Below are 20,244 nucleotides of genomic sequence, written 5' to 3' on the forward strand. Positions count from 1 at the left end.
GCCGACTGGGGATGGGCCGACGGCGCGGGCGGGGGCCGGGAAGAGGCACAGCGCCGCAAGCGGCGTCTGTATTCCCTCCTCGGCTGTCACCTCTTAGGTCATCGCGCTGTTCCGAGGAGCGTTACGCCCAATCTGCGTGGCCCGAGTCACACCCCGTAAGCGGTCAAAAGCTGCCAGATACGGTCAGACGAGGTCAGCCGATGGTCCGCGACCACCTCGCGCCGCCGGACCTCGCCGGATCCGGGAGGGATCCGGCGAGGTCCCGATGGGCGAGGGGGTCCGCCGACCGGGCGATGCCGCTCGAGGGCGCACGGCGCATATCGCCGGCCGCGCCGCCCCCGGTGCGCGATCAGTGTTCGCGCGGCGCGGGCACCACACGCTCCACCTCGGGGTGGACGGTGAGCAGTTGGCGCATGGCCGTCTCGGCCGCCGCGCCGTCGCCCGAGGCGAGGGCGTCGACGATGCGGGCGTGGTGCCCCAGGGTCGAGTCGTTCGGCCGGTCACAGCCGGTGACGGGGCCGCCGGAGACCTGGAGCGCGGCCGACACGATCCCGGAGAGGTGCTCCAGCATCCGGTTGCCCGCGAGCTGGATGAGCAGCGAGTGGAACTCGGCGTCGGCCCGGGAGAAGGTGAGCGAGTCACCCTGCCCCATGGCGTGGCCCATGATCTCGACCATGTCGCTGAGCCGCTGCTGCACCTCCTCACGTCCGTGCCCGGCGGCGAGGCGAGCGGCGAGCGGCTCGATCGTCCAGCGCAGCTCGCTCAGCTCGCGCCGCTGGTCGTCGCGCTGCGGCCCGAAGGCGCGCCATTCGATGATGTCCGGGTCGAGGAGGTTCCAGTCGCTGACGGGGCGCACCCGCGTGCCGACGTTCGGGCGGGCGCTGACCAGTCCCTTCGCCTCCAGGACGCGGAGCGACTCACGGACGACGGTGCGGGAGACCTCGAACCGCTGGCCGATCTCCTCAGGGACGAGCGGCCGGTCCGCGCCCAGGTCGCCGGAGACGATCATCTGTCCCAGTTGCTGGACGAGTTGGCCGTGCAGCCCGCGTCCGCGGCTTCCGGCGGCGCGCCGGCCCACGCGGCCGAGTTCGGGGTCCGCGCTCTCCCACGCGGGCGCACTCACGCGGTCGACACCGGGGGTCTCCGCGTAGGGGTAGCGGTCGATTTCGCCCGGTCCGGCGAGGCCGGAGTCGGCGGAGCGGGCGGCGGTCATCATGGTCTGCGCAAGGGTACTCACGTGACCTTTGTCGGCGCGGTCTCCAACTCCCTTGAGGTCTTTGGTGAAAAGCACACGAAAGGGTGATCGCTCACCCCGTCGCAATTGACGCCTTATCGGAAAGAAATGGGCGTTCTTCGGGGAGTTGTGCGCACACCGGGAACGGAAGGGTCCGGACGGTCGTCATCGGACCCTGCTCCGCAGCGTGGTGAGCAGATATGCGCAGAGCAGGGCGGTGAGCGACAACATCAGGGCACCGCCCACGGGTTGGGCGACCATCCGGACACCGGCCGTCAGGAATCGCTCGCCCCCGAACGGCCACTGCATCATCACCAGCTCGCGCAGCCTCAAGGGGAATCCGGCGGCGGTCCGCACGGACGGCCCCTCCCAGACCTTCTGTACGAGCGGTACGACGAGGACCGGTACGGCGAGCACCGCGGCGAGCCCGGCGGTCGTGGACCGGAAGAGACCGGCGGCCAGTACCCCCGCCCAGGCACAGCCCACCACCAGCCCGGTCCAACTCACGGTCAGGGACAGCCAGTCCGCGGGGATCGCGGTGAGCTCCCGTCCGTAGACGAGGTAGAGCATCTCGAGGTCGCACCCGACGGTGAGGAAGGCCAGGGTCAGTGCGGTGACCGAGGCGAGCAGGAGTTTGGCCGCGAGCAGCCCCAGGCGGCGGGGGACGGTGCCGCGGTCCGTGGCCAGCGCGGGGTGACGGAACTCCTCGCCGAAGGCCACCGCGCCCAGCAGCCCGGCGCCGAGCGCGGCGGGCGGCAGGGGAAATTCCCGCGGCCACGCGGCCAGCAGGCGCGGCTGGGGCGTGTGACCGATCCTGGCCAGGATGACGGACAGGAGGGCCGAGGTGACGAGAACGGCCGCCGCGGTGAGGTAGCCGGTGCCCACCCCCGCGGCGCGCCGCAGTTCGTAGCGCAGCGGACGCAGCGGGCTCGGGGCCTGGCGTACCGCGATGGGGGGCGGCAGGGGGGCGACGGCATTCGAGGACGGCGTCCCGGCCGGCCCCGGCGTACCGCCGTCACCCACGACGCCTCCCCCGTCGCCGTCACTGCCACTGCCACTGCCACTGCCACTGCCACTGCCACTGCCACTGCCACCGTCCTCCGCCTGCGCGCGGACGGGCTTCATGTCGCCGATCTCGTCGGCGAGTTGATGGACGAGGATGCCGTGCCGGAAGGCCGTCTCGCCGACGTCGGCGCATGTGCTGCCGTACACGGAGAGCCGGTTGCCGTCCTCCCGCACGACCTCCACGGAACGCTGGGCGGAGCGGGCCTCCTTGGCCAGCAGCGCGCCGAGCCGGGCCGCGTGCGGGCTGCGGACGGCGACCCTGGGGCGGAGCCGGGTGCGTGCGAAGTCTGCGGCCTCCTGGTCGGCGACGACCCGGCCCTGCTCCAGCGTGACGATCCGGTCGGCCGTGCGTGCGGCCTCCTTGGGGTCGTTCGTGGTGAACAGCACCGTGCCGCCCTGGGCGGCATGGGCGCGCAGAATCCCGTGCAGCCAGCGGGCTTCACGGGCGGAGAGTCCGTCGGAGGGTTCGTCGAGGACGAGCGTGTGCGGGTCCGACAGGAGCGCGCACGCAAGCCCCAGGCGGCGGTCCATGCCGCGTGACAGGGTGCCCAGACGCTCGTCACGGAGGCCGACGAGCCCGACGACTTCGAGCACCTCGTCCGCGCGGCGCGCGGGCACCCCGGCAGCCGCGCACAGCATGCGGAGTTGGCCGCTCACCGTGCGCGCCGGGTGGCCGGGCACCTCGCCCATGAGCACGCCGACCTCACGCGAGGGGTGGGCGATGCGATGCAGCGGCCGGCCCCTGAAGCAGGCGACACCGCGGCCCTGTTGGAGTTCGAGCATGAGCTTCAGCACCGTCGTCTTGCCCGCACCGGGAGCCCCGAGGACCGCTGTGACACGGCCCGCGAGCGCCTCGAAGGACACGTCGTCGACGGCGGCCCGCAGCTCCTTGCGGGGGTTGCTGGTCAGTCCGATGGCCTGGATCACTCACAGCAAGATAGCGTGACAATTCGGGTTTTCCGGGCACCTTGCGGCCTGTCTCGAGCAGGGCCCGACAACTCGCGCCGCCACCCCCTCGCCGCGGCGCCCCGACCTGCCCCTCCAGGCCTTGCTCAGACCTCGGGGCGCAGCATCGGCGGGTTGAGCAGCGTGGCGCCGCCCGCGCGGAAGAGCTGGGCCGGGCGACCGCCCTGGCGCGTGGTCGTACCGCCCGTGGGCACCAGGAAGCCGGGCGTGCCCGTCACCTTGCGGTGGAAATTGCGCGGGTCGAGTGCCACACCCCACACCGCCTCGTAGACGCGGCGCAGCTCACCCACGGTGAACTCGGTCGGGCAGAACGCGGTCGCCAGCGACGAGTACTCGATCTTCGACCGGGCACGCTCGACGCCGTCCGACAGGATCTGCGCATGGTCGAAGGCGAGGGGCGCCGCCTGCTCTCCGTCCCGGCCGTACCCGCCCTGCTGCAACAGTTCCTCGACGGGTGCCCAGCGGGCGCTGTTGGCGTCACCGCCCGCCCGGGGCGCGGGCAGATCGGGGGCCAGGGCGAGATGGGCGACGCTGACCACCCGCATCCGGGGGTCCCGCTTGGGATCGCCGTAGGTGGCGAGTTGTTCCAGATGCGCGCCGTTGTCCTGCGCAGGGGCGGACGGGTCGTGGGCCCGCAGCCCCGTCTCCTCGACCAGCTCGCGCGCGGCGGCCTGCGAGAGGTCCTCGTCGGCCCGCACGAAGCCGCCGGGAAGCGCCCATCGCCCCTGGAACGGCTGCTCGCCCCGTCGTACCGCCAGCGCGCACAGGGCATGGCGGCGCACGGTCAGCACGACCAGGTCCACGGTCACGGCAAAGGGCGGAAAGGCCGACGGGTCGTAGGGCATGCCGCGATCATAGTCGTCTGCCTGACGATAAACACCTCCTTCGTCAGCCGCGTACGCAGTTGATCCACTTCGGTCCGGTACTACGTCGATCGGCCCGCGTCGGTCTCCGTCCAGGAACGTGACCGCCGTGTCACACCCCCAACTGCAGTCCATCGGCCGCCTCCTCGACCATGGCGAGACCGAGCCGGCTGACGCGCACGGAGAATGGGGCGCCACAGACCCGCAGCCCCGTCAGCACGATCTCGCCCAGCGGTGCGCACCGGATCGGTCGCAGCGTCACCGTCCCGGCCGGGGCGTCCGGACGGATCCCGGCCAGCGAGGCGAGCAGCAGCACGCCGGCGCCGGCCGCCGTCGCCGCCGGCCGGGAGGCCGCCGGGTGGGGCACCGGGGTGCTGCCCTCCGTGCGCTGCTCCCCCGCGTACATCTCGGGCAGCCGATGGCCGAACGCCTCCGCCGCCGCCAGTACGCCCCTGAGCAGGGAACTCGCCTCCTTCTCGTAGCCCGAGGCGGCAAGCCCCGCGACGGCGATCGCCGAGTCCTGGACTCGCACGGCACCGGCACGGTGACCGAACGCGTTGTACCCCGGCTCCTTGGCGCCCAGGCCGCGCAGTCCCCAGCCCGAGTCCATGGCCGGGCCGCCCAGCAGCCGGGCGAGCTGCTCGGTCCGCACCTTGTCGAGCAGTCCTGGGGCCAGCTCCCCCGACCCCAGGAGACCGGTGTCGAGGAGGTGCGCCGCAGCGGAACCCAGGTACGGCACCAGGCGTCCGTCCCGAGTGCGGGCCGCGGCCGGTCTGCCGCCGCCCAGGTCCTCGATCCAGAACTCGTCACGGAACGCGGTCCGCAGCTCCTGTGCCCATTGCCGCAGCTCGGGGGCGCCCGGCCGGCCGACTTCGTCGAGGAGGTCGGCGCCCAGCAGGGCCGCACGGTGTGCCTGCACCTGTGTCTCGCAGCGCAGCGCCCCGCCGGGATGCGGGTCGGACAGATAGACGCCGTCACCGACCATGGTCCGCAGCCACTTGAGGCACTGCTCGGCCGTGGGCAGCAACTCCTCCACCTCTTGCTCCGGAAGCCCCCAACGGCGGGCCTCGGCGAGGAGCACGGGGAACATCAGGGTCGCCTCTGTCGCCGTGCAGCCGGGCGGCAGGTGCGGTCCCGCGTCCCGGCGGGGCCCGGGAATCAGACCGGACCGGCCTCCCGGACCGGCGAGTTGGGTTCGGGCCAGTGTCCGCATGGTGCCCGCGGCCAGCCGCGTTCCGAGCGGAAGCGTCATCCGTGCCGCGACGATCGCCTCGGCCGGCGCCAGGCCGCACCGCCAGGGAGCCCCCGCCGCGAGATGCACGTCGGCCGGATACTCGGGGTCCCGCAGCAGCAACGCCTGGAGATCGTCGACGCAGGTGCGCAGGAGTGCCCCGGCCCTGGGGTCGTCGCCCCCCGCACGGGGTGCGGCGAACGGCCCGGGGCCACGTCCCGCCGCCCTGATGGACCCCGCTCCATCCGACCGTACGCGCAGCTCCACGCTCCGGGTCGCGCCCGGCGGCAGTTCGAGCTCCCAGCGCAGCAGTCCGGCGGCGGCCAGCGCGTCGGTGGGCGGGGGGTCGGCGGTGACGGCCGAGTGTCCGGTGGCGCAGGACCAGCGCAGGCCGGAGTCGTGGACGCTGGCGGGCAGTTCGGGCCCGGACCGGCCGAGGGCGACCGAGCCGAGTTCCGCGAGGTCCGTGCCGAGGGCGACCTCGACGGGCAGACGCAGCGTGCGGGCGGCAGCGCTCTGCAACGTGATCCGCTCGGTGCCGTCCGCGTACCGCGTCCGCTCGACGATCACATCCGGGTCGGGGCCGACGTCGGGGGATGCGCGCAGCGTCCCCACGAAGCGGGCCGTGTCGGCCCCGACCATTCGCGCCTGCACGACGAGCGGCTCCCGGCCCGCGATCCGTACCTGGCAACGGGAGAGCAAGCGCCGCCCCGCTCGGTAGAACCCCTCCAGGCCGCGCCCCGTCAACTGCCCCTGCTCCGTGGAGATCACCAGTCCCGGCAGCGCGACACAGATCAGGGCCGTATGAGCAGGCGGCAGGTTCCCCGCACCGCGCGGCACGGAGTGCGCGGCCTGGACAGCCGTGGGCCCGCACGCTCCCGGGCGGGAGGACGAGGCACCGCCGCCTCTGGCGAGCGGGGCGGACGCGTTGTCCCCAGGACTGACGGGCCTTGCCGTCTCGCGCGCGGGCGGACGGTCTTCGCCGGAAGCCGGGGAGGGGATGGGCAAGGTCATGGACATTTCCTCCGCGCTCGGTGCGCCTTGAGCGCGCTCGGCGCCGGGTGGTGGACTCCGTGGGGATCGGGGGCACAGGGGCGGCGGGGCCCGGCCACGGCTTCCGCCACTCAGGTGAACGGAACGCCCCCGCCCCAGGTCACGCCTTCGGCCGGGGAAGCCGACCGAATGGCGGTGCGCCCTGCGGACGGGGCCGACCGAACAGCGGTGCGCCGAGGGTCGGTGGCCCGCGCAGCCGACCCCGCACCCGCTGCTCAGCTGTCCGCGAGGGCCGCCCGTGCATGGTTCAGTCGTCCTCGCCCGCCCCATGACGACCGCCCTCGCGGTGCGCGCGTGGGCGACCGGGAGCCTCGGTCTCCGCGCGTCCCGGTCCCTCCCCGCTGGGCGAGGTCCCGTCGGTGGGCCGACGTCGGCGGGCTTTCGCCGCCTGTGCGCTGCGGCGACCCGAACGAGCCACGCCGCCGGCAGCCGAGCGTGATCGGTGTCGGCGTCGCGTGGCAGGAGCGAACGCGCGGGATGTCGCTTCCGGCGCCCCTGCGGCGCGCACCGCCACGTCGGATGCGGGCGGGGCCGGGTCCGGTGCCGCGCATCCGGTGGGCTGCTCTCCGTCCTCGGAGGTACGCCCTTCGGAGGCACGCCCTTCGAGGGCATGCCCTTCGGAAGCACGCTCCGTGCGCTCCGCACGTAGGCACCGCCGGACGGATTCGGGGTCCAGTCCCTCGTTGCACGCCTGGTGCAGGAGGCGTGCGAAGAGGTAGTCGGGGTCGGCGCCAAGGGCCATGGCCAGGGCTTCGCGGGCCTCCAGCTCGTCGCCGGTGGACCAGGCGACCCAGCCCGCGAGCGTGAGGGGTGCCGCCGCGTGCTCACGGTAGGGGCCGACGCAGCGGCGGGCCAGCGCCCGCCACAGACGCAGGGCCGGGCCGGCCTCGTCCCCCTCCATCCACTGGGCGGCACGGTCGCGAGTGGTGCGGTCCTGGAGACCGAGGATCAGCGTCGCGGCCTCCTCGTGTTCCAGGAGCGAGTCGTCACGCAGGTCCGCGGGGCGGGTCCCCGACACCGGTGGGGTGTCGGTGAGGCGCTTCATGAGCCGCCCCGCCAGTTCCAGGGACTGCTCTGCCACCGCCGCTCGGCCTTCCTCGTCGAGAATCCTCGGGACGAGCGCCATGCTCGCGGTGTCGAGCGCGGCTTCCTGCTCCCGGGCCGCCGATGTCTCCCATGGGAGGAGCCGCTCGGTCAGTTCCTTGAGGGATCCGCGGACTTGGAGTCCCGCGTAGGTCGCGGCGGCGGCAAGGACGGACGTCCCGGGCAGCCCCATCGTGTGCCCCTCGGGGGGACAACACCCCTGCCCCGGGCACACGTAGGACCAGAATCGGCCATCGGAGATGCACAGGCCCTCGACCACGGGGACGTCCAGGCGACCGCACGCCGTCCGCAGCAGTTGCGCGAGCGGACGCAGCCGCTCGACGACCTCTCGCCCGGACTCCCCGCTCTCCGGTTCACGGCAGAGGAAGAGGACCATGCTCTCGGGCCGGGCGCCCCTGCGCTCGCTGCCCTTCACCAATCCCTGCGCCAGTTGCTCGGCGGCGGACGGCCAGTCCTCCGCCTGGCGGGGGATGCCGAGCCGGGCGCGGCCACCGAAACGCCCGCGCCGGTCCCGGTCGTGCAGAGCGACCAGGACGATGCTGTCCTCGGGACGGTAACCGAGCAGATAGGGCAGGGCGTCGGCCAGCTCCGCGGGGGTGCGCAGGGTGACCTGGTGCGCCCCACCGCCGGGACCCGGCCCGTGGACGGCCGCGGAGACTCCGTGACCGCCGAAGGGTCCGGAGGCTCCGAGCCCCACGAACCGACCGGATCCGGCCTCCCTCAAACCTTCGCCTTCGCTCTCGGGTCGAGCCGGCACGGCACCACCCCACCGTCGAGCGGCGGCGGGCCCTCCGTCACCCGCTCCCTCCTCAAGCGCGGCACCGCCCGCGTCGATCGCAGCGCCGCCCGCGCTCCCGCACCGATCCGCCACCTGTCGGCTGCCCCACTCCCCGCCCGAGCCCCGCTCGGCATCGTCGCCTCCCGCTCGACCGTCGTCTCCGTCACACCCCGACCGCGCCACGGGCTCGGCCCCCGCCGCGGCGTCCGTGCGCGCTTCACACCCCGCGGGCACGGTGTACTCGCCCTGTCCATCGCATGCGCCGCCGAGCCCGCTGATGTCCTCGTCGCCGGACCTGCCGGTCGCTTCGTCGTGATTCGTCATGCCGTGACCATCCCGCGGATGCCGAAATTCCGCTTGAGCCTGTGGATAACCACGAGCATGGCCACGACAGAAGTTGTCCACAGCTCGTCCGGCTCGTTCGCGCGATGTCCGACCCATCGGGTTGCATGGGGCCATGACCAACGAAGACCCGCGACCCACAGCCCCCGACCCCGCGCCTGCCGAGGACGAGACTCTGCGCACGGCGGCCGACGCCGTACTGGCCCGACTCGTCGGCGCCCGCCCGGGCGAGGCCCGGCTGCGCGAGGACCAGTGGCGTGCCATCGAGGCGCTGGTGGCCGACAAGCGCAGAGCCTTGGTGGTCCAGCGCACCGGCTGGGGCAAGTCCGCGGTGTACTTCGTCGCGACCGCGCTGCTGCGCGAGAGGGGCGCGGGCCCCACGGTGATCGTCTCGCCGCTCCTCGCCCTCATGCGCAACCAGGTGGAGGCTGCGGCCCGCGCCGGAATCCACGCGAGGACGATCAACTCCTCCAACACGGAGGAGTGGGAGACGATCCAGGCCGAGGTCGCCGCGAGCGAGGTCGACGTCCTCCTGGTCAGCCCCGAGCGGCTGAACAACCCGGACTTCCGCGACCAGGTCCTGCCCAAGCTGGCCGCCGCGACCGGTCTGCTCGTGGTCGACGAGGCACACTGCATCTCCGACTGGGGCCATGACTTCCGGCCGGACTACCGCCGCCTGCGCACCATGCTCGCCGACCTCCCGCCCGGCGTGCCCGTCCTGGCCACGACCGCGACGGCCAACGCGCGCGTGACGGCCGACGTGGCCGAGCAGCTGGGCACCGGAGCCAGCACCGACGCACTCGTGCTGCGCGGCCCCCTGGACCGGGAGAGCCTGAGCCTCGGTGTCCTCCGGCTGCCCGACGCGGCCCACCGGATGGCCTGGCTCGCCGAGCATCTGCGGGACCTGCCCGGCTCCGGCATCATCTACACGCTCACCGTCGCCGCCGCCGAGGAGGTCACCGCGTTCCTGCGCCAGAGCGGCCACACGGTGGCGTCGTACACCGGCAAGACGGAGAACGCGGACCGCCAGCAGGCCGAGGAAGACCTCCTCGCCAACCGGGTCAAGGCCCTGGTCGCCACGTCGGCGCTGGGAATGGGGTTCGACAAACCCGACCTGGGTTTCGTGGTGCACCTGGGGTCGCCTTCCTCCCCCATCGCCTACTACCAGCAGGTGGGACGCGCCGGTCGCGGTGTGAAGCACGCCGAAGTGCTGCTCCTGCCCGGCAAGGAGGACCAGGCGATCTGGGAGTATTTCGCGTCGATCGCCTTCCCGCCCGAGGAGCAGGTGCGTCGCACGCTGGACGTGCTGTCACGGGCCGACCGTCCGCTCTCGCTGCCCGCTCTGGAACCGCTCGTGGAGCTGCGCAGGTCCCGCTTGGAGACCATGCTCAAGGTGCTCGACGTGGACGGAGCCGTACGCAGGGTCCAGGGCGGCTGGATCTCCACCGGCAACCCATGGACGTACGACACCGAGCGCTACGCATGGGTCGCCAAGCAGCGGGCGGCCGAGCAGCAGGCGATGCGGGACTACGTCACGACGACCGGTTGCCGGATGGAGTTCCTGCGACGTCAGCTGGACGACGAGGGTGCGGCGCCGTGCGGGCGCTGCGACAACTGCGCGGGCGCACGGTTCGAGGCCGCCGTGTCACCCGCGGCACTCGACGCGGCCAACGGAGAGCTCGGCCGCGCGGGTGTGGAGGTCGAGCCCCGGAAGATGTGGCCCACGGGCCTGCCCGCGGTCGGCGTCGACCTGAAGGGCCGTATCCCCGCCGGCGAGCAGGCCGCGCCCGGACGCGCCTTGGGACGGCTCTCGGACATCGGCTGGGGCAACCGGCTGCGCCCCATGCTCGCGCCCCAGGCCCCCGACGGCCCTGTTCCGGACGATGTCGCCAAGGCTGTCGTCGGCGTGTTGGCGGACTGGGCGAAGGGGCCCGGCGGCTGGGCTTCGGGGCAGCCCGACGCACAGCCCCGACCGGTCGGCGTCGTGACCGTGGCCTCGCGGCGACGGCCGCAGCTGATCGGATCTTTGGGCGCTCGGATCGCGGACGTCGGCAGACTGCCGCTGCTGGGTTCCGTGGAGTACATCGGCGAGGCCCAGCAGATCTCGCGGAGCAACAGCGCGCAGCGGCTGAAGGCACTCGACGGAGCGCTGACCGTACCGCCCGATTTGGCAGCGGCCTTGAAGGAGGCGCACGGTCCCGTCCTGCTCGTGGATGACGCGACGGAGACCGGCTGGACACTCGCCGTGGTCGCGCGCATGCTCCGCAGAGCGGGAGCCCAGGGGGTGTTGCCCCTGGTCCTGGCCGTTCAGGCGTGACGCGTGCATCGCCGCCCGAAACCTTGGGCAAGGATATAGGTCACACATAGCCCGAAAACGGTCCGCCGTCCCAATTGCTCGTTGCCGCAACCAAGTTCGACAGGAAGAATTGAAGTCCGCTCCCCGCACGGCTCGCCCGTGGTCCGGTAGGGCTCTGCTGCGGCGTGCGCTCCCCCAAGTCCGACCCCGCCCGCTGTGTGGGCGCGTAGCCGAAGGGAGGACCGTGACCTTCGGATTCGCTCCGTCCTCGGCGGCGTCCATGTCGACGTCTGCCGACCCGTCCACCAACCCACTGGCCCGGATGCTCGAACCCGCCGAGTGGGCCTCCGCGGGGATTCCGCTGCTGCGCAATCCCCGGGAGGTCGTCAGCGGGCTGCACGCCAGGCATCGGCCCAGGCCTTCGACCGCGATCGTGGCCGTCCTGGATCCGGACGAGCGGCTGAACGCGAGTGCCTCGTTCATCCGGCGCCCGGCTCCGGCCGACGGCTGGATGTTCCGCAACGCGCTGCTGTCGCAGCTGCGCCGGGTCATCCCGCACGACCTGCGCCGCCGCACGCCGGTACGCACGGCCGTACTGATGTACTGCCGTGACGGCGACGCGCGTTGGACGGAGGAGGACGGGGCCTGGATGTGGGGGCTGCGGGACGCCTGCACGCTCCACGGGCTGCGCTGCGGGGCCTACATCACCCTGACCCGCGACGGATGGCAGGTGCTCGGCGAGGGCCGTGGCGGACGCCGCCCCAATGCGGACTCGCCGCCGGAGCCCTTCGCGCTGTCCGAGGTGCCACCGCTGCCGCGCACCGGAGGCGCCGCGTCGGAGGTCCTTCGCAGGGCAGCCGCCCGCTGAGCCGCGGCGCCCCGGTGGGCGCCCGCTCCGGGTCGGGGAGCCCGGGGCACCGGCAGACAAGGTGCGGTGGCCGCGACCGTCGGCAGACTGGACGGTGGCCACCTCGCGCCCGTCGAGTGCGGGAGGGGTCCGGCCGATCCGCCGGCGGAGGCTCATGACGACACCACGGTCAGCCGAGGGCGCACGACCATCCGTCCGAGGGCACCGCCTCCACCCGGAGACACCAGGATCAGTCCCGGATGCCGCAGGACGACCGAGCCGTCCGCCGGGATGTGCGGCGCTCCAGGCCGGGCCAGGCGCTCACCAACGGTCGCGGACGTACGCCGAGGACGCACTCCGTTCTCGGCGGCACTCGGCGAGCCGTTTGCGAGCCGTCTGCCGGTCATGGCAGCGCACCGAAGGTGCGGCACGCGGCACAGCCCGTCACCCGCGCGCGGGTACGCCGAAATGACCGCCGTGCAGGTCTCGCCGCGACCAGGACCGCCGTACAGGTGCCGCCGCGGCGGCACCCTCAGCGTCCCTCCGAACGATTCCCGGACCGTGCCCGGAAGTCGGTCAGACGCCCGCGCCCAGCACCGAGTTGATCTGCTGCGGGTCGCCGCAGACGATCAGCAGGGCACCGGCCCGGCCGTGGGCCAGGGGCAGCGCGGTGGCGGCAGCGGTGTCGGGACCGCCGTTGACCGCGACCACGACCACGGGACGGGTCGCGGCCCGGCCGGCGACGGAGGCGTCGGCGTAGAAGACGTCGTCGCCCGCGTCGTGCTGCTTCCAGTACGCGGCCTCGCCGAAGGAGAGCTCGTGCGCGGCCCACGGGTGCGGGTCGCCGGTGGTGATCACCAGCACCTCACCCGGAGCGCGGCCCGACTCCAGCAGCAGGTCGACGGCCTCTTCGGCGGCGTCCAGCGCACCCTCGGCCGAGGCCGGGATCAGCTGGATCTGCGGGGCGACCGCAGCGGCTGCGGCCTTCGGGGCGGACGGTCCCGGCGTGGGCACGGCCGACTCGCGCGGCGTGCGTTGCGCCGGCATCGGCCGGACAGGACCCGGACGGCCGGGACGCGGCGGTGCCGCGGGACGGGGGCCGGGTACGGGGCGGGGGGTCTGCGCGCTGCGGCCGGTGGCCGGAGTGACGCGGGGACCCTGGGCACTCTCGTGAATCTGAGGCTCCTCGGGAATGAGAGGCATGAGCTGATATCTATCAAACGCCGGTGCGACTCGCGTCGGCGGGTGGCACATGAGTGCGAGCGGAATCGTCAGAAATCGAAGCCGAGCTGACCCTCGATCTCCGGAACGCTTCCGTCCGCCCAGCTGCGGACCTTCTTGAGGTGCCGCCACTGGGGCAGCGCATCAAGATACGCCCATGACAACCGGTGGTACGGGGTGGGCCCCCGCTCCTCCAGCGCGGCCTTGTGGACCGGTGACGGGTACCCGGCGTTGGCCGCAAAACCGAAGTCTGCATGGTCGATGCCCAGTTCGGCCATCATTTTGTCGCGCTGGACCTTGGCGATCACCGAAGCAGCCGCGACAGCGACGCACGACCGGTCGCCCTTGATCACCGTGCGGACCCGCCAGGGAGCACCCAGGTAGTCGTGCTTCCCGTCGAGGATGACCGCGTCGGGACGGACCGGCAGGGCTTCCAGGGCACGCACGGCGGCGAGGCGCAGTGCGGCCGTCATGCCGAGGTCGTCGATCTCCTCCGGGGAGGAGTGCCCGAGGGCGTACGACGTCACCCACGTCTCCAGTTCCGCCGCGAGCGCGGTCCGCCGCTTGACGGTCAGGAGCTTGGAGTCGGTGAGACCCTCGGGCGGCCGGCGCAGTCCGGTCACGGCGGCGCAGACGGTGACGGGGCCTGCCCAGGCACCGCGTCCCACCTCGTCGACACCGGCAATGATCTTCGCTCCGGTCGTTGCGCGGAGGGAGCGCTCGACGGTGTGAGTGGGTGGTTCGTACGGCATGGCGCCCTCAGCCTACGCCGCCCGGAGCCCCTCGCGACACCCAGGTTTGCCCGAGCGACGCGGGGGTCGGGACGGGGGTCGCCACGACTGTCGCTCGGCCGCCCGAACGGGCCTCCCCGGGAGCCTCGGGCGAATGCCTCCCCGGCCGCCGCCGAGGGACCACTCAGGCGGCCGGGCCGCGCAGCAGCGGGACCATCAGCTGGTCGATCATCTCCGACAGGTCCTCGTCGCTCCATTCGCTCGCGCACACCTTGGAGCGGTACATCATCATCGCCGGGATGGCATCGAAGACGTAGGAGTTGGCGGCGTCGGGACGCACCTCTCCCCGCTCGATTCCGCGGTCGATGACCTCACGCAGCAGATGCATGGTCGGCTCGACGACCCCGCCGATGATCACTCGGTGGAAGCGTTCGGCCTGCGACGCGTCGCATTCGTAAAGGACCGATCGCAGCGCGAATCCGGGCTGCGAGAACATCGCGTCCCGCACCCGCCGGCACAGCTCCAGCAGGTCCTCCCGGACACTCCCGAGGTCGGGCGCCTCGGCCTGGTTCGGCAGCCCGGCCTGGAGCGCGTCGGCGACGAGATCCTCCTTGGACGGCCAGCGACGGTAGACCGCGGCCTTGCCGGTCTGGGCGCGCGCCGCGACGCCCTCCATCGTGAGCCCGTTCCAGCCGACCGTGCCGAGCTGCTCCAGCGCGGCCTCCAGGATCGCGCGTTCGAGTACGGCACCACGCCGACGCGGGGAGGCCGCCTGAGCGGGGGCGGCCGTCCAACGCGAACTAACCATCTGACTGTCTCCGTTGTGCAGGGGGGAGCGGCTTTTTCGGGGGGTTTGCGCGGTCGAGTTGACGCCACATGGCAGCGACTTCAGTGAACGCTTGCGTTCACTGTCGGGGACTCACTACCGTTGACGCGACAGTGAACGCGAGCGTTCACTAACGCACTTGTGGGGGACCCATAGTGACAACCTCTCAGTTGATACAGGAATCAAAGCCAGGAGCGGCCCGCCGGGAGGGGCACCCCGGTATCGCGCTCACCGTCATCGCGGCCTGCCAACTCATGGTGGTACTCGACGCGACGATTGTGAACATCGCGCTCCCGCACATTCAAGACGCGCTCAAATTCAGCACGACCGATCTGACATGGGTGATCAGCGCGTACACCCTCACCTTCGGTGGCCTGCTGCTTCTCGGCGCCCGCGCCGGTGACATCCTCGGCAGGCGCCGGGTCTTCATGACTGGCATCCTGCTGTTCACCTTCGCCTCGCTGCTCGGTGGACTCGCCCAGGAACCCTGGCAATTGCTGGCCGCCCGTGCCCTGCAAGGCGTCGGTGGCGCGATCGCGTCACCGACCTCGCTGGCGCTCATCACCACCACGTTCCCCGAGGGCCCGGAGCGGAACCGGGCGTTCGCCGTCTTCGCCACGGTCTCCGCCGGCGGTGGCGCCGTCGGTCTGCTGGCCGGCGGCATGCTCACCGAGTGGCTCGACTGGCGCTGGGTCCTCTTCGTCAACGTGCCCATCGGTGTTCTGATCGCGGTGCTCGCACCGATGTACATCAGCGAGTCCGAACGCCACCCCGGACGCTTCGACATCGCGGGTGCCCTCACCTCGACGGCGGGCATGGCGTCCCTGGTCTACGGCTTCATCCGCGCCGCGGAGGAGGGCTGGCGGGACAGCCTCACCATCGGGTCGTTCGGTGCGGCCGTGGTGCTGCTGGTGGCCTTCGTGATCGTCGAGACCCGCGCGAAGGAACCCATCACCCCGCTGAAGATGTTCGCCGACCGCAACCGGTCGGGCACGTATCTGATCATGCTGAGCCTGGCCGCGGCGATGTTCGGCATGTTCTTCTACATCGTGCTGTTCGTGCAGAACGTGCTCGGCTACAGCCCGATCTCCGCCGGTGTGGCGTTCCTGCCGGTCACGGTCGCGATCGCGGTCGGCGCGGGTCTGTCGCAGCGGTTCCTGCCGGTGCTCGGCCCCAAGCCGTTCATGGTCGTCGGCTCGTCGCTCGTCGCACTCGGGCTCCTGTGGCTGACCTTCATCAGCTCGGACAACTCGTATGTCGGCGGGGTGCTCGGCCCGATGCTGCTGTTCGGCTTCGGCATGGGTCTGAACTTCGTGACGCTGACGGTCACCGCAGTCTCGGGTGTCGCCCAGCACGAGGCGGGCGCCGCCTCGGGCCTGCTCAACGTCACGCAGCAGGTCGGCGGTTCGCTGGGGCTCTCCATCCTCACCACGGTCTTCGGCTCGGCCAGCCGGGACGAGGCGGAGAAGCAGATGCCGAAGTTCCTGACGGGCGGCTCGCCCGAGCAGAAGGCGGAGTTCGCCAAGACCCATCAGCTGCCCGCGCCCTGGGGCCACGAGGTGCTCGCCCAGGGCATCTCGACCGCCTTCATCCCGGCGGCCGCGATGGCCCTGCTGGCGCTGATCACCGCGGCGCTGGTGATCAGGGTCCGCAAGAGCGACCTGGAGGCCCTTTCCGGTTCGGCGGGACCGGTCGCGGGCTGACGAGGGAGCCGCGGAGGCCGGGCCGGGTCCCGGGGGTCCGACAGCGAGGACCCCGGCCCGGCCGTCCGCCGGACGAACGGCGAACCGCGGCCTCCGGTGCATGTCACCGGAGGCCGCCTGGCCCCTCCGCCCTGCGGGACCCGGCCCCACTCAGCGCAGGTGCGTGACGTCGATACTCAGCCGGTGGCACGCGGACCAGTCCACGTCCGTCGCCGGCGGCCGGTCACGCAGGATGTCCCGGGCGCGGGCCTCGCCCCAACTGGTCGCGTACCAGGGGTCGTCGCTCTCCCCCAGGTCGTTCGCTATGGGTCGCAGCGCGCACGAACGCAGCGGCTCCTTCAGCTTGTCGAGCGCCGGTACGGCGTCGGCGGACAGGCTTCCCGCGTAGTCGAGGTCGAACTTGCCCGTCTCCTCGTAACGCTGGACATTGCGCTCGGCGATCAGACCGTCCGGCGACACGAGCCCGAAGGCCAGCACTCCCACAGCGGCACTGGCCGCGACCGCGCGCGGCAGCCATCGGGCGCCCCACACGCCGGCCGCCATGATGAGCACGATGACGACGCCGAGCCACATCTCCACGGCCAGCACGGAGACCCGCAGCCGCGTCAGGCCGTAGGCCTCCACGTACATGTCCATGCGCCGCACCGCCGAGGCCACGACCACGATCGCCAGGGCGCACAGGGTTCCCAGCACGCCCCGCACCAGGGTCCAGTCGCGGGCGTCGCCGCGGGGTGCCCAGCGGAGCGCGAAAACCACGACGAGCAGGGTCAGGAGGGTGACCAGCAGCAGCTGCCAGAACCCCTGGCGTGCGTACTCGGAGTACGTCTGGCCGGTCTTCTTCAGGACGGCCTCGTAGCCTCCGAAGAGCACGGCGAGCTGCACCGCGTTGAAGGCGGCGAAGAGCGCCGTGAGCACGACCAGCGGGAGGGCCCATTCGACGCGGCCGCGGGGGCGGCCGGCGGGTACCTGGACCCGGTCCCACTGGACGGGTGCGGCCGCGGTGTGGGCCGCCGCGAGCGCTCCGACCACACCGAAGGCAAGGAGCACCAGGCGCCACGGGCCGCCGGAGACGGACGCGTCGGGCATGAGGTCGCCCAGCAGATCGGCGAAGGCCGCGTCGGCCCCCGCGAAGAGGGCCCCGAAGACCAGCAGCAGGACCGCGGTGACCACGAGCGCGCGCAGCACCGCACCGACACTGCGGCGGCGCCCGCCGAACCGTTCACGCACTCCGCGCCAGCCCCAGGCAGGACCGGTGACCAGGGAGTTGAACATGCCGATGGGGCCCAGCAGGACGGCGGGCCAGGAACGGCCGCCGTGCAGTGCGAGCGAGCCCAGCGCGATCGCGCTCACGACGGCGAGGAACGAGGGCCAGTCCGCGTCACGCAGGGCCGGAACGACCAGCAGCCCGATGCCTCCGGCCGCCCAGACCACCGTCCAGGCGCGCATCCGTCGTCCCGCCGCCTGTGCGGCGAAGTAGGCGGCGACGGCGGCCGGGACGGCGACCAGCAGGAGATTGACCGCCACCCCGTCGCCGAGCAGGAACATGCTGAGCAGTCCGGTGGCCAGCGCGGCCCACAGCGTGGCCGTACGCACGGGGGCGGGCTCCCTCACCCCAAGGTCGGCCGTCCAGGGAGTGGGCGACGGCGGCACGGCCCAGTCGGCGCCCCCGCCCGCGGCTCCCTTCCCTTCACCGTCCATGTCACCGTCCCCGTCGCCGTCCGCGCCTTCGCCGCCGCCGTCGTCCGCGTCCGAGCCGGTGTCCTCACGGTCGGAAGGGTCTTCCGGGGCGGTGGCCTTCGTCATGGGCACGGGAGGTTCCGTCGACGCCGCCGGATCCCTGACGTCCTCTGCCTCCCTCGCTTCCTTCGCCTCCGGTGCTCCCGGCTTCGGCGGCCCCTGCTCCATCGGCTCGGGCGTGGACGGTATGTCGGACACGGGACCCCCTCCCAACCGGCAGCGGACAGCCCACGGCACGCCATGACGGCGGAGGCTGACGACCGGTGTCTTGTTCGGCGCTCGCCCGCGATGATCAACGGGCCGCGTGGCGCACAGGGTATCCACGGGCAAGACGCTCGGCGGTGCGGCGGCGTGGCTGTAGCAAGCCTGTGACAGATACGCCCGGCGCCCGGTGCCCACCACGGCACCCGGTGACTCGCAGCGCTCAACGGCACCCGGTGACTCCGCAGCGACCCGCCCAGCGGCCCCCGGCACCGCGCCGGCCGGCACCGCAGCACCGGCACCGGCACCGGCACCGGCACCGGAAGCGCCCCTAGACGGACCTACGCGCCGCCCGTCGCGGCCCCGTACGCGGCCCCCGGCACCCAGTCCGGCAGGGACTCCGTGGCCTCCACCCAGGTCGCGGGGGGCGCGCCCGCCTGCCCGGAGGCGATCACGCCGCCGACGATGGCGCACGTGGTGTCCACGTCGCCGCCCACCTGCGCGGTGCCCCAGAACGCCTTCTCGTAGTCGCCCAAGGACCGGGCGGCCGACCACAGCGCGAACGGCACGGTGTCGTGCGCCGACGTGCGCCGGCCGCAGCCCAGGACCGCCGCCACGGTCCCGGCGTCCCCGTAGTCGAGCATGTCCCGGGCTCGTCGCAGACCGGCGCCGACCGCGCTGCGCGGGACGAGCGCGACGACCCCGTCGAGCAGGGCCTCGGGGCTCGGGGGTCCCGCCGGGTCGGCGGCCAGTGCGGCGGCCGCGGCGACGGCCATGGCGCCGACCACGGCCTCGCGGTGCTGGTGCGTCGGATAGGCCGAGATCTCCGCCTGGTGGGTGGCCTGCTCCGGGTCGTCCGCGTACCAGGCGCCGAGGGGAGCGATGCGCATCGCGGCGCCGTTCCCCCAGGAGCCCTGGCCCTTGAACAGGGCGGACGCGAGCTCGCGCCAGTCGCCGCCCTCGCGGACCTGTCGCAGCAGCCGGTTGACCGCGGGGCCGTAGCCGCGGTCGAAGTCGTGGTGCTCTGCGAAGGAGCGGGCCAGTTCGTCCTGGTCGATACGGCGGTGCGCGGCGAGCACGCTCACCACGGAGCAGGCCATCTCCGTGTCGTCGGTCCACTGCCACTGGTGGGGCGGCAGCTCACGGCGCTTGAGCAGCGGGTAGTTCGCGGGCACGAAGAACTGCGAGCCCAGCGCGTCTCCCACGGCGAGTCCGCGCAGGCTGGCCAGGGCGCGGCCGAGGCGCCCTTCGGTCGAGGAGTCAGCGATCATCGCCCTGCCACTCTATCCGGTGGCTCCGTACGACTCAGGGTCACGCCACCGCTCGAAAGGTCGGTCAAGCGTGTACTTGCCGTCGTCTCCCAGAACGAGCATGCGTGTCTCCCCGTTCCCCGGATTGGACAGCGACTCGAATTCCGCCACCGTCCAGTGGAACCAGCGCATGCAGAACAGCCGCATGGCCAGACCGTGGGTCACGATGAGCACGTTGGGCGGGTGGTCGGGAGCCTCGAAGCTCCGGTAGAGGCTCTCCAGGAAGCCGCCGACCCGGTCGTACACGTCGGCGCCGGACTCGCCCTGCGCGAAGCGGTAGAAGAAGTGCCCGTAGGCGTCGCGGTACGCCTTCTGCAGGCGGACGTCGTCACGGTCCTGCCAGTTGCCCCAGTCCTGCTCGCGCAGCCGCGGCTCCTCGCGCACCCGGACGAGCGCGGGGTCGAGGTGGAAGGCGCGGAACGTCTCGTGCGTACGACGGTACGGCGACACGTAAACGCTTACGCGCTCCTGCCCGAACAGCTCCCGCAGTTTCTTGCCCGTCTCCTCCGCCTGCTGCCAGCCCTTCTCGGTGAGCGGCAGGGCGTGGTCGGGTTCGCGTTCGTACACGGTGTCATCGGCATTGCCCACCGACTCGCCGTGCCGGACCAGAACGATGCGCCGTGGTCGTGCCATGCCAAAACCCTAGATCGTGTCACCGCGGATCGAGCAGCCGTACGGGCTCCATACGGCGTAGGTCACACAGCTTCCCCACGCGATGACGACGTCCGGGAGCCCT

Annotated in this window: 14 protein-coding genes; 3 read left to right on the plus strand and 11 right to left on the minus strand. The window is 72.5% G+C overall.

The features are described 5' to 3' along the window. Positions 1–349: 349 nt before the first annotated feature. From ABEB03_RS30380 to ABEB03_RS30400, 5 genes are all read right to left on the minus strand, one after another. Positions 350–1,237: a FadR/GntR family transcriptional regulator gene (locus ABEB03_RS30380; protein ID WP_345656088.1), complete on the minus strand. Its 888-nt coding sequence runs from the start codon at positions 1,235–1,237 to the stop codon at positions 350–352. A gap of 162 nt (positions 1,238–1,399) precedes the next feature. Then, complete coding sequence (locus ABEB03_RS30385) at positions 1,400–3,226, minus strand: ABC transporter ATP-binding protein (protein WP_345656089.1); 1,827 nt, start codon at positions 3,224–3,226, stop codon at positions 1,400–1,402. Between the two features lie 125 nt (positions 3,227–3,351). Next, a complete protein-coding gene (locus tag ABEB03_RS30390) occupies positions 3,352–4,110 on the minus strand; it encodes an NUDIX hydrolase (RefSeq protein WP_345656090.1) in 759 nt (252 codons plus the stop codon). Positions 4,111–4,240: 130 nt separating this feature from the next. Beyond that, positions 4,241–6,373, minus strand: coding sequence for a glycogen debranching N-terminal domain-containing protein (locus ABEB03_RS30395; protein ID WP_345656091.1), 2,133 nt, complete (start codon positions 6,371–6,373; stop codon positions 4,241–4,243). Between the two features lie 286 nt (positions 6,374–6,659). Next, the gene (locus tag ABEB03_RS30400; protein WP_345656092.1) at positions 6,660–8,213 is read right to left on the minus strand and encodes a DUF4192 domain-containing protein; all 1,554 of its coding nucleotides are present in this window, start codon (positions 8,211–8,213) and stop codon (positions 6,660–6,662) included. 538 nt (positions 8,214–8,751) lie between these two features. Between ABEB03_RS30400 and ABEB03_RS30405 the strand changes: the two genes are divergently transcribed. Together ABEB03_RS30405 and ABEB03_RS30410 are read left to right on the plus strand one after the other, a co-directional pair. Beyond that, positions 8,752–10,953, plus strand: a complete 2,202-nt coding sequence (locus ABEB03_RS30405; RefSeq protein WP_345656093.1) for a RecQ family ATP-dependent DNA helicase — start codon at positions 8,752–8,754, stop codon at positions 10,951–10,953. Between the two features lie 223 nt (positions 10,954–11,176). Then, complete coding sequence (locus tag ABEB03_RS30410) at positions 11,177–11,800, plus strand: hypothetical protein (protein WP_345656094.1); 624 nt, start codon at positions 11,177–11,179, stop codon at positions 11,798–11,800. 555 nt (positions 11,801–12,355) lie between these two features. On the opposite strand, the gene ABEB03_RS30415 is transcribed toward ABEB03_RS30410, so the two are convergent. The 3 genes from ABEB03_RS30415 to ABEB03_RS30425 all read right to left on the minus strand — a co-directional run bounded on the left by ABEB03_RS30415 (position 12,356) and on the right by ABEB03_RS30425 (position 14,539). Further along, positions 12,356–12,982, minus strand: a complete 627-nt coding sequence (locus tag ABEB03_RS30415; protein WP_345656095.1) for a hypothetical protein — start codon at positions 12,980–12,982, stop codon at positions 12,356–12,358. Positions 12,983–13,050: 68 nt separating this feature from the next. Continuing rightward, complete coding sequence (locus ABEB03_RS30420) at positions 13,051–13,752, minus strand: ribonuclease HII (RefSeq protein WP_345656096.1); 702 nt, start codon at positions 13,750–13,752, stop codon at positions 13,051–13,053. A 163-nt stretch (positions 13,753–13,915) separates the two neighbouring features. Further along, complete coding sequence (locus ABEB03_RS30425; protein WP_345656097.1) at positions 13,916–14,539, minus strand: TetR/AcrR family transcriptional regulator; 624 nt, start codon at positions 14,537–14,539, stop codon at positions 13,916–13,918. Positions 14,540–14,712: 173 nt separating this feature from the next. Here ABEB03_RS30425 and ABEB03_RS30430 point away from each other — a divergent pair, with 173 nt between their 5' ends. Next, positions 14,713–16,260, plus strand: a complete 1,548-nt coding sequence (locus ABEB03_RS30430) for an MFS transporter (RefSeq protein ID WP_345656098.1) — start codon at positions 14,713–14,715, stop codon at positions 16,258–16,260. A 150-nt stretch (positions 16,261–16,410) separates the two neighbouring features. On the opposite strand, the gene ABEB03_RS30435 is transcribed toward ABEB03_RS30430, so the two are convergent. The 3 genes from ABEB03_RS30435 to ABEB03_RS30445 form a co-directional block, all read right to left on the minus strand. After that, complete coding sequence (locus ABEB03_RS30435) at positions 16,411–18,063, minus strand: DUF4153 domain-containing protein (protein WP_345656151.1); 1,653 nt, start codon at positions 18,061–18,063, stop codon at positions 16,411–16,413. Between the two features lie 476 nt (positions 18,064–18,539). After that, positions 18,540–19,469, minus strand: a complete 930-nt coding sequence (locus ABEB03_RS30440; protein ID WP_345656099.1) for an ADP-ribosylglycohydrolase family protein — start codon at positions 19,467–19,469, stop codon at positions 18,540–18,542. 12 nt (positions 19,470–19,481) lie between these two features. Further along, entirely contained in the window at positions 19,482–20,141 is a 660-nt protein-coding gene (locus ABEB03_RS30445) for a histidine phosphatase family protein (protein WP_028802307.1), read from the minus strand. Between the last annotated feature and the right edge of the window lie 103 nt (positions 20,142–20,244).

Source organism: Streptomyces siamensis (assembly GCF_039543605.1).
Classification (GTDB): Bacteria; Actinomycetota; Actinomycetes; order Streptomycetales; family Streptomycetaceae; genus Streptomyces; species Streptomyces siamensis.

Coding starts and splice junctions, on each gene's coding strand:
- ABEB03_RS30390 (WP_345656090.1), bottom strand. CDS start 4,110: ATGCCCTACGACCCGTCGGCCTTTCCGCCCTTTGCCGTGACCGTGGAC.
- ABEB03_RS30395 (WP_345656091.1), bottom strand. CDS start 6,373: ATGACCTTGCCCATCCCCTCCCCGGCTTCCGGCGAAGACCGTCCGCCC.
- ABEB03_RS30405 (WP_345656093.1), top strand. CDS start 8,752: ATGACCAACGAAGACCCGCGACCCACAGCCCCCGACCCCGCGCCTGCC.
- ABEB03_RS30415 (WP_345656095.1), bottom strand. CDS start 12,982: ATGCCTCTCATTCCCGAGGAGCCTCAGATTCACGAGAGTGCCCAGGGT.
- ABEB03_RS30420 (WP_345656096.1), bottom strand. CDS start 13,752: ATGCCGTACGAACCACCCACTCACACCGTCGAGCGCTCCCTCCGCGCA.
- ABEB03_RS30425 (WP_345656097.1), bottom strand. CDS start 14,539: ATGGTTAGTTCGCGTTGGACGGCCGCCCCCGCTCAGGCGGCCTCCCCG.
- ABEB03_RS30435 (WP_345656151.1), bottom strand. CDS start 18,063: ATGACGAAGGCCACCGCCCCGGAAGACCCTTCCGACCGTGAGGACACC.
- ABEB03_RS30440 (WP_345656099.1), bottom strand. CDS start 19,469: ATGATCGCTGACTCCTCGACCGAAGGGCGCCTCGGCCGCGCCCTGGCC.
- ABEB03_RS30445 (WP_028802307.1), bottom strand. CDS start 20,141: ATGGCACGACCACGGCGCATCGTTCTGGTCCGGCACGGCGAGTCGGTG.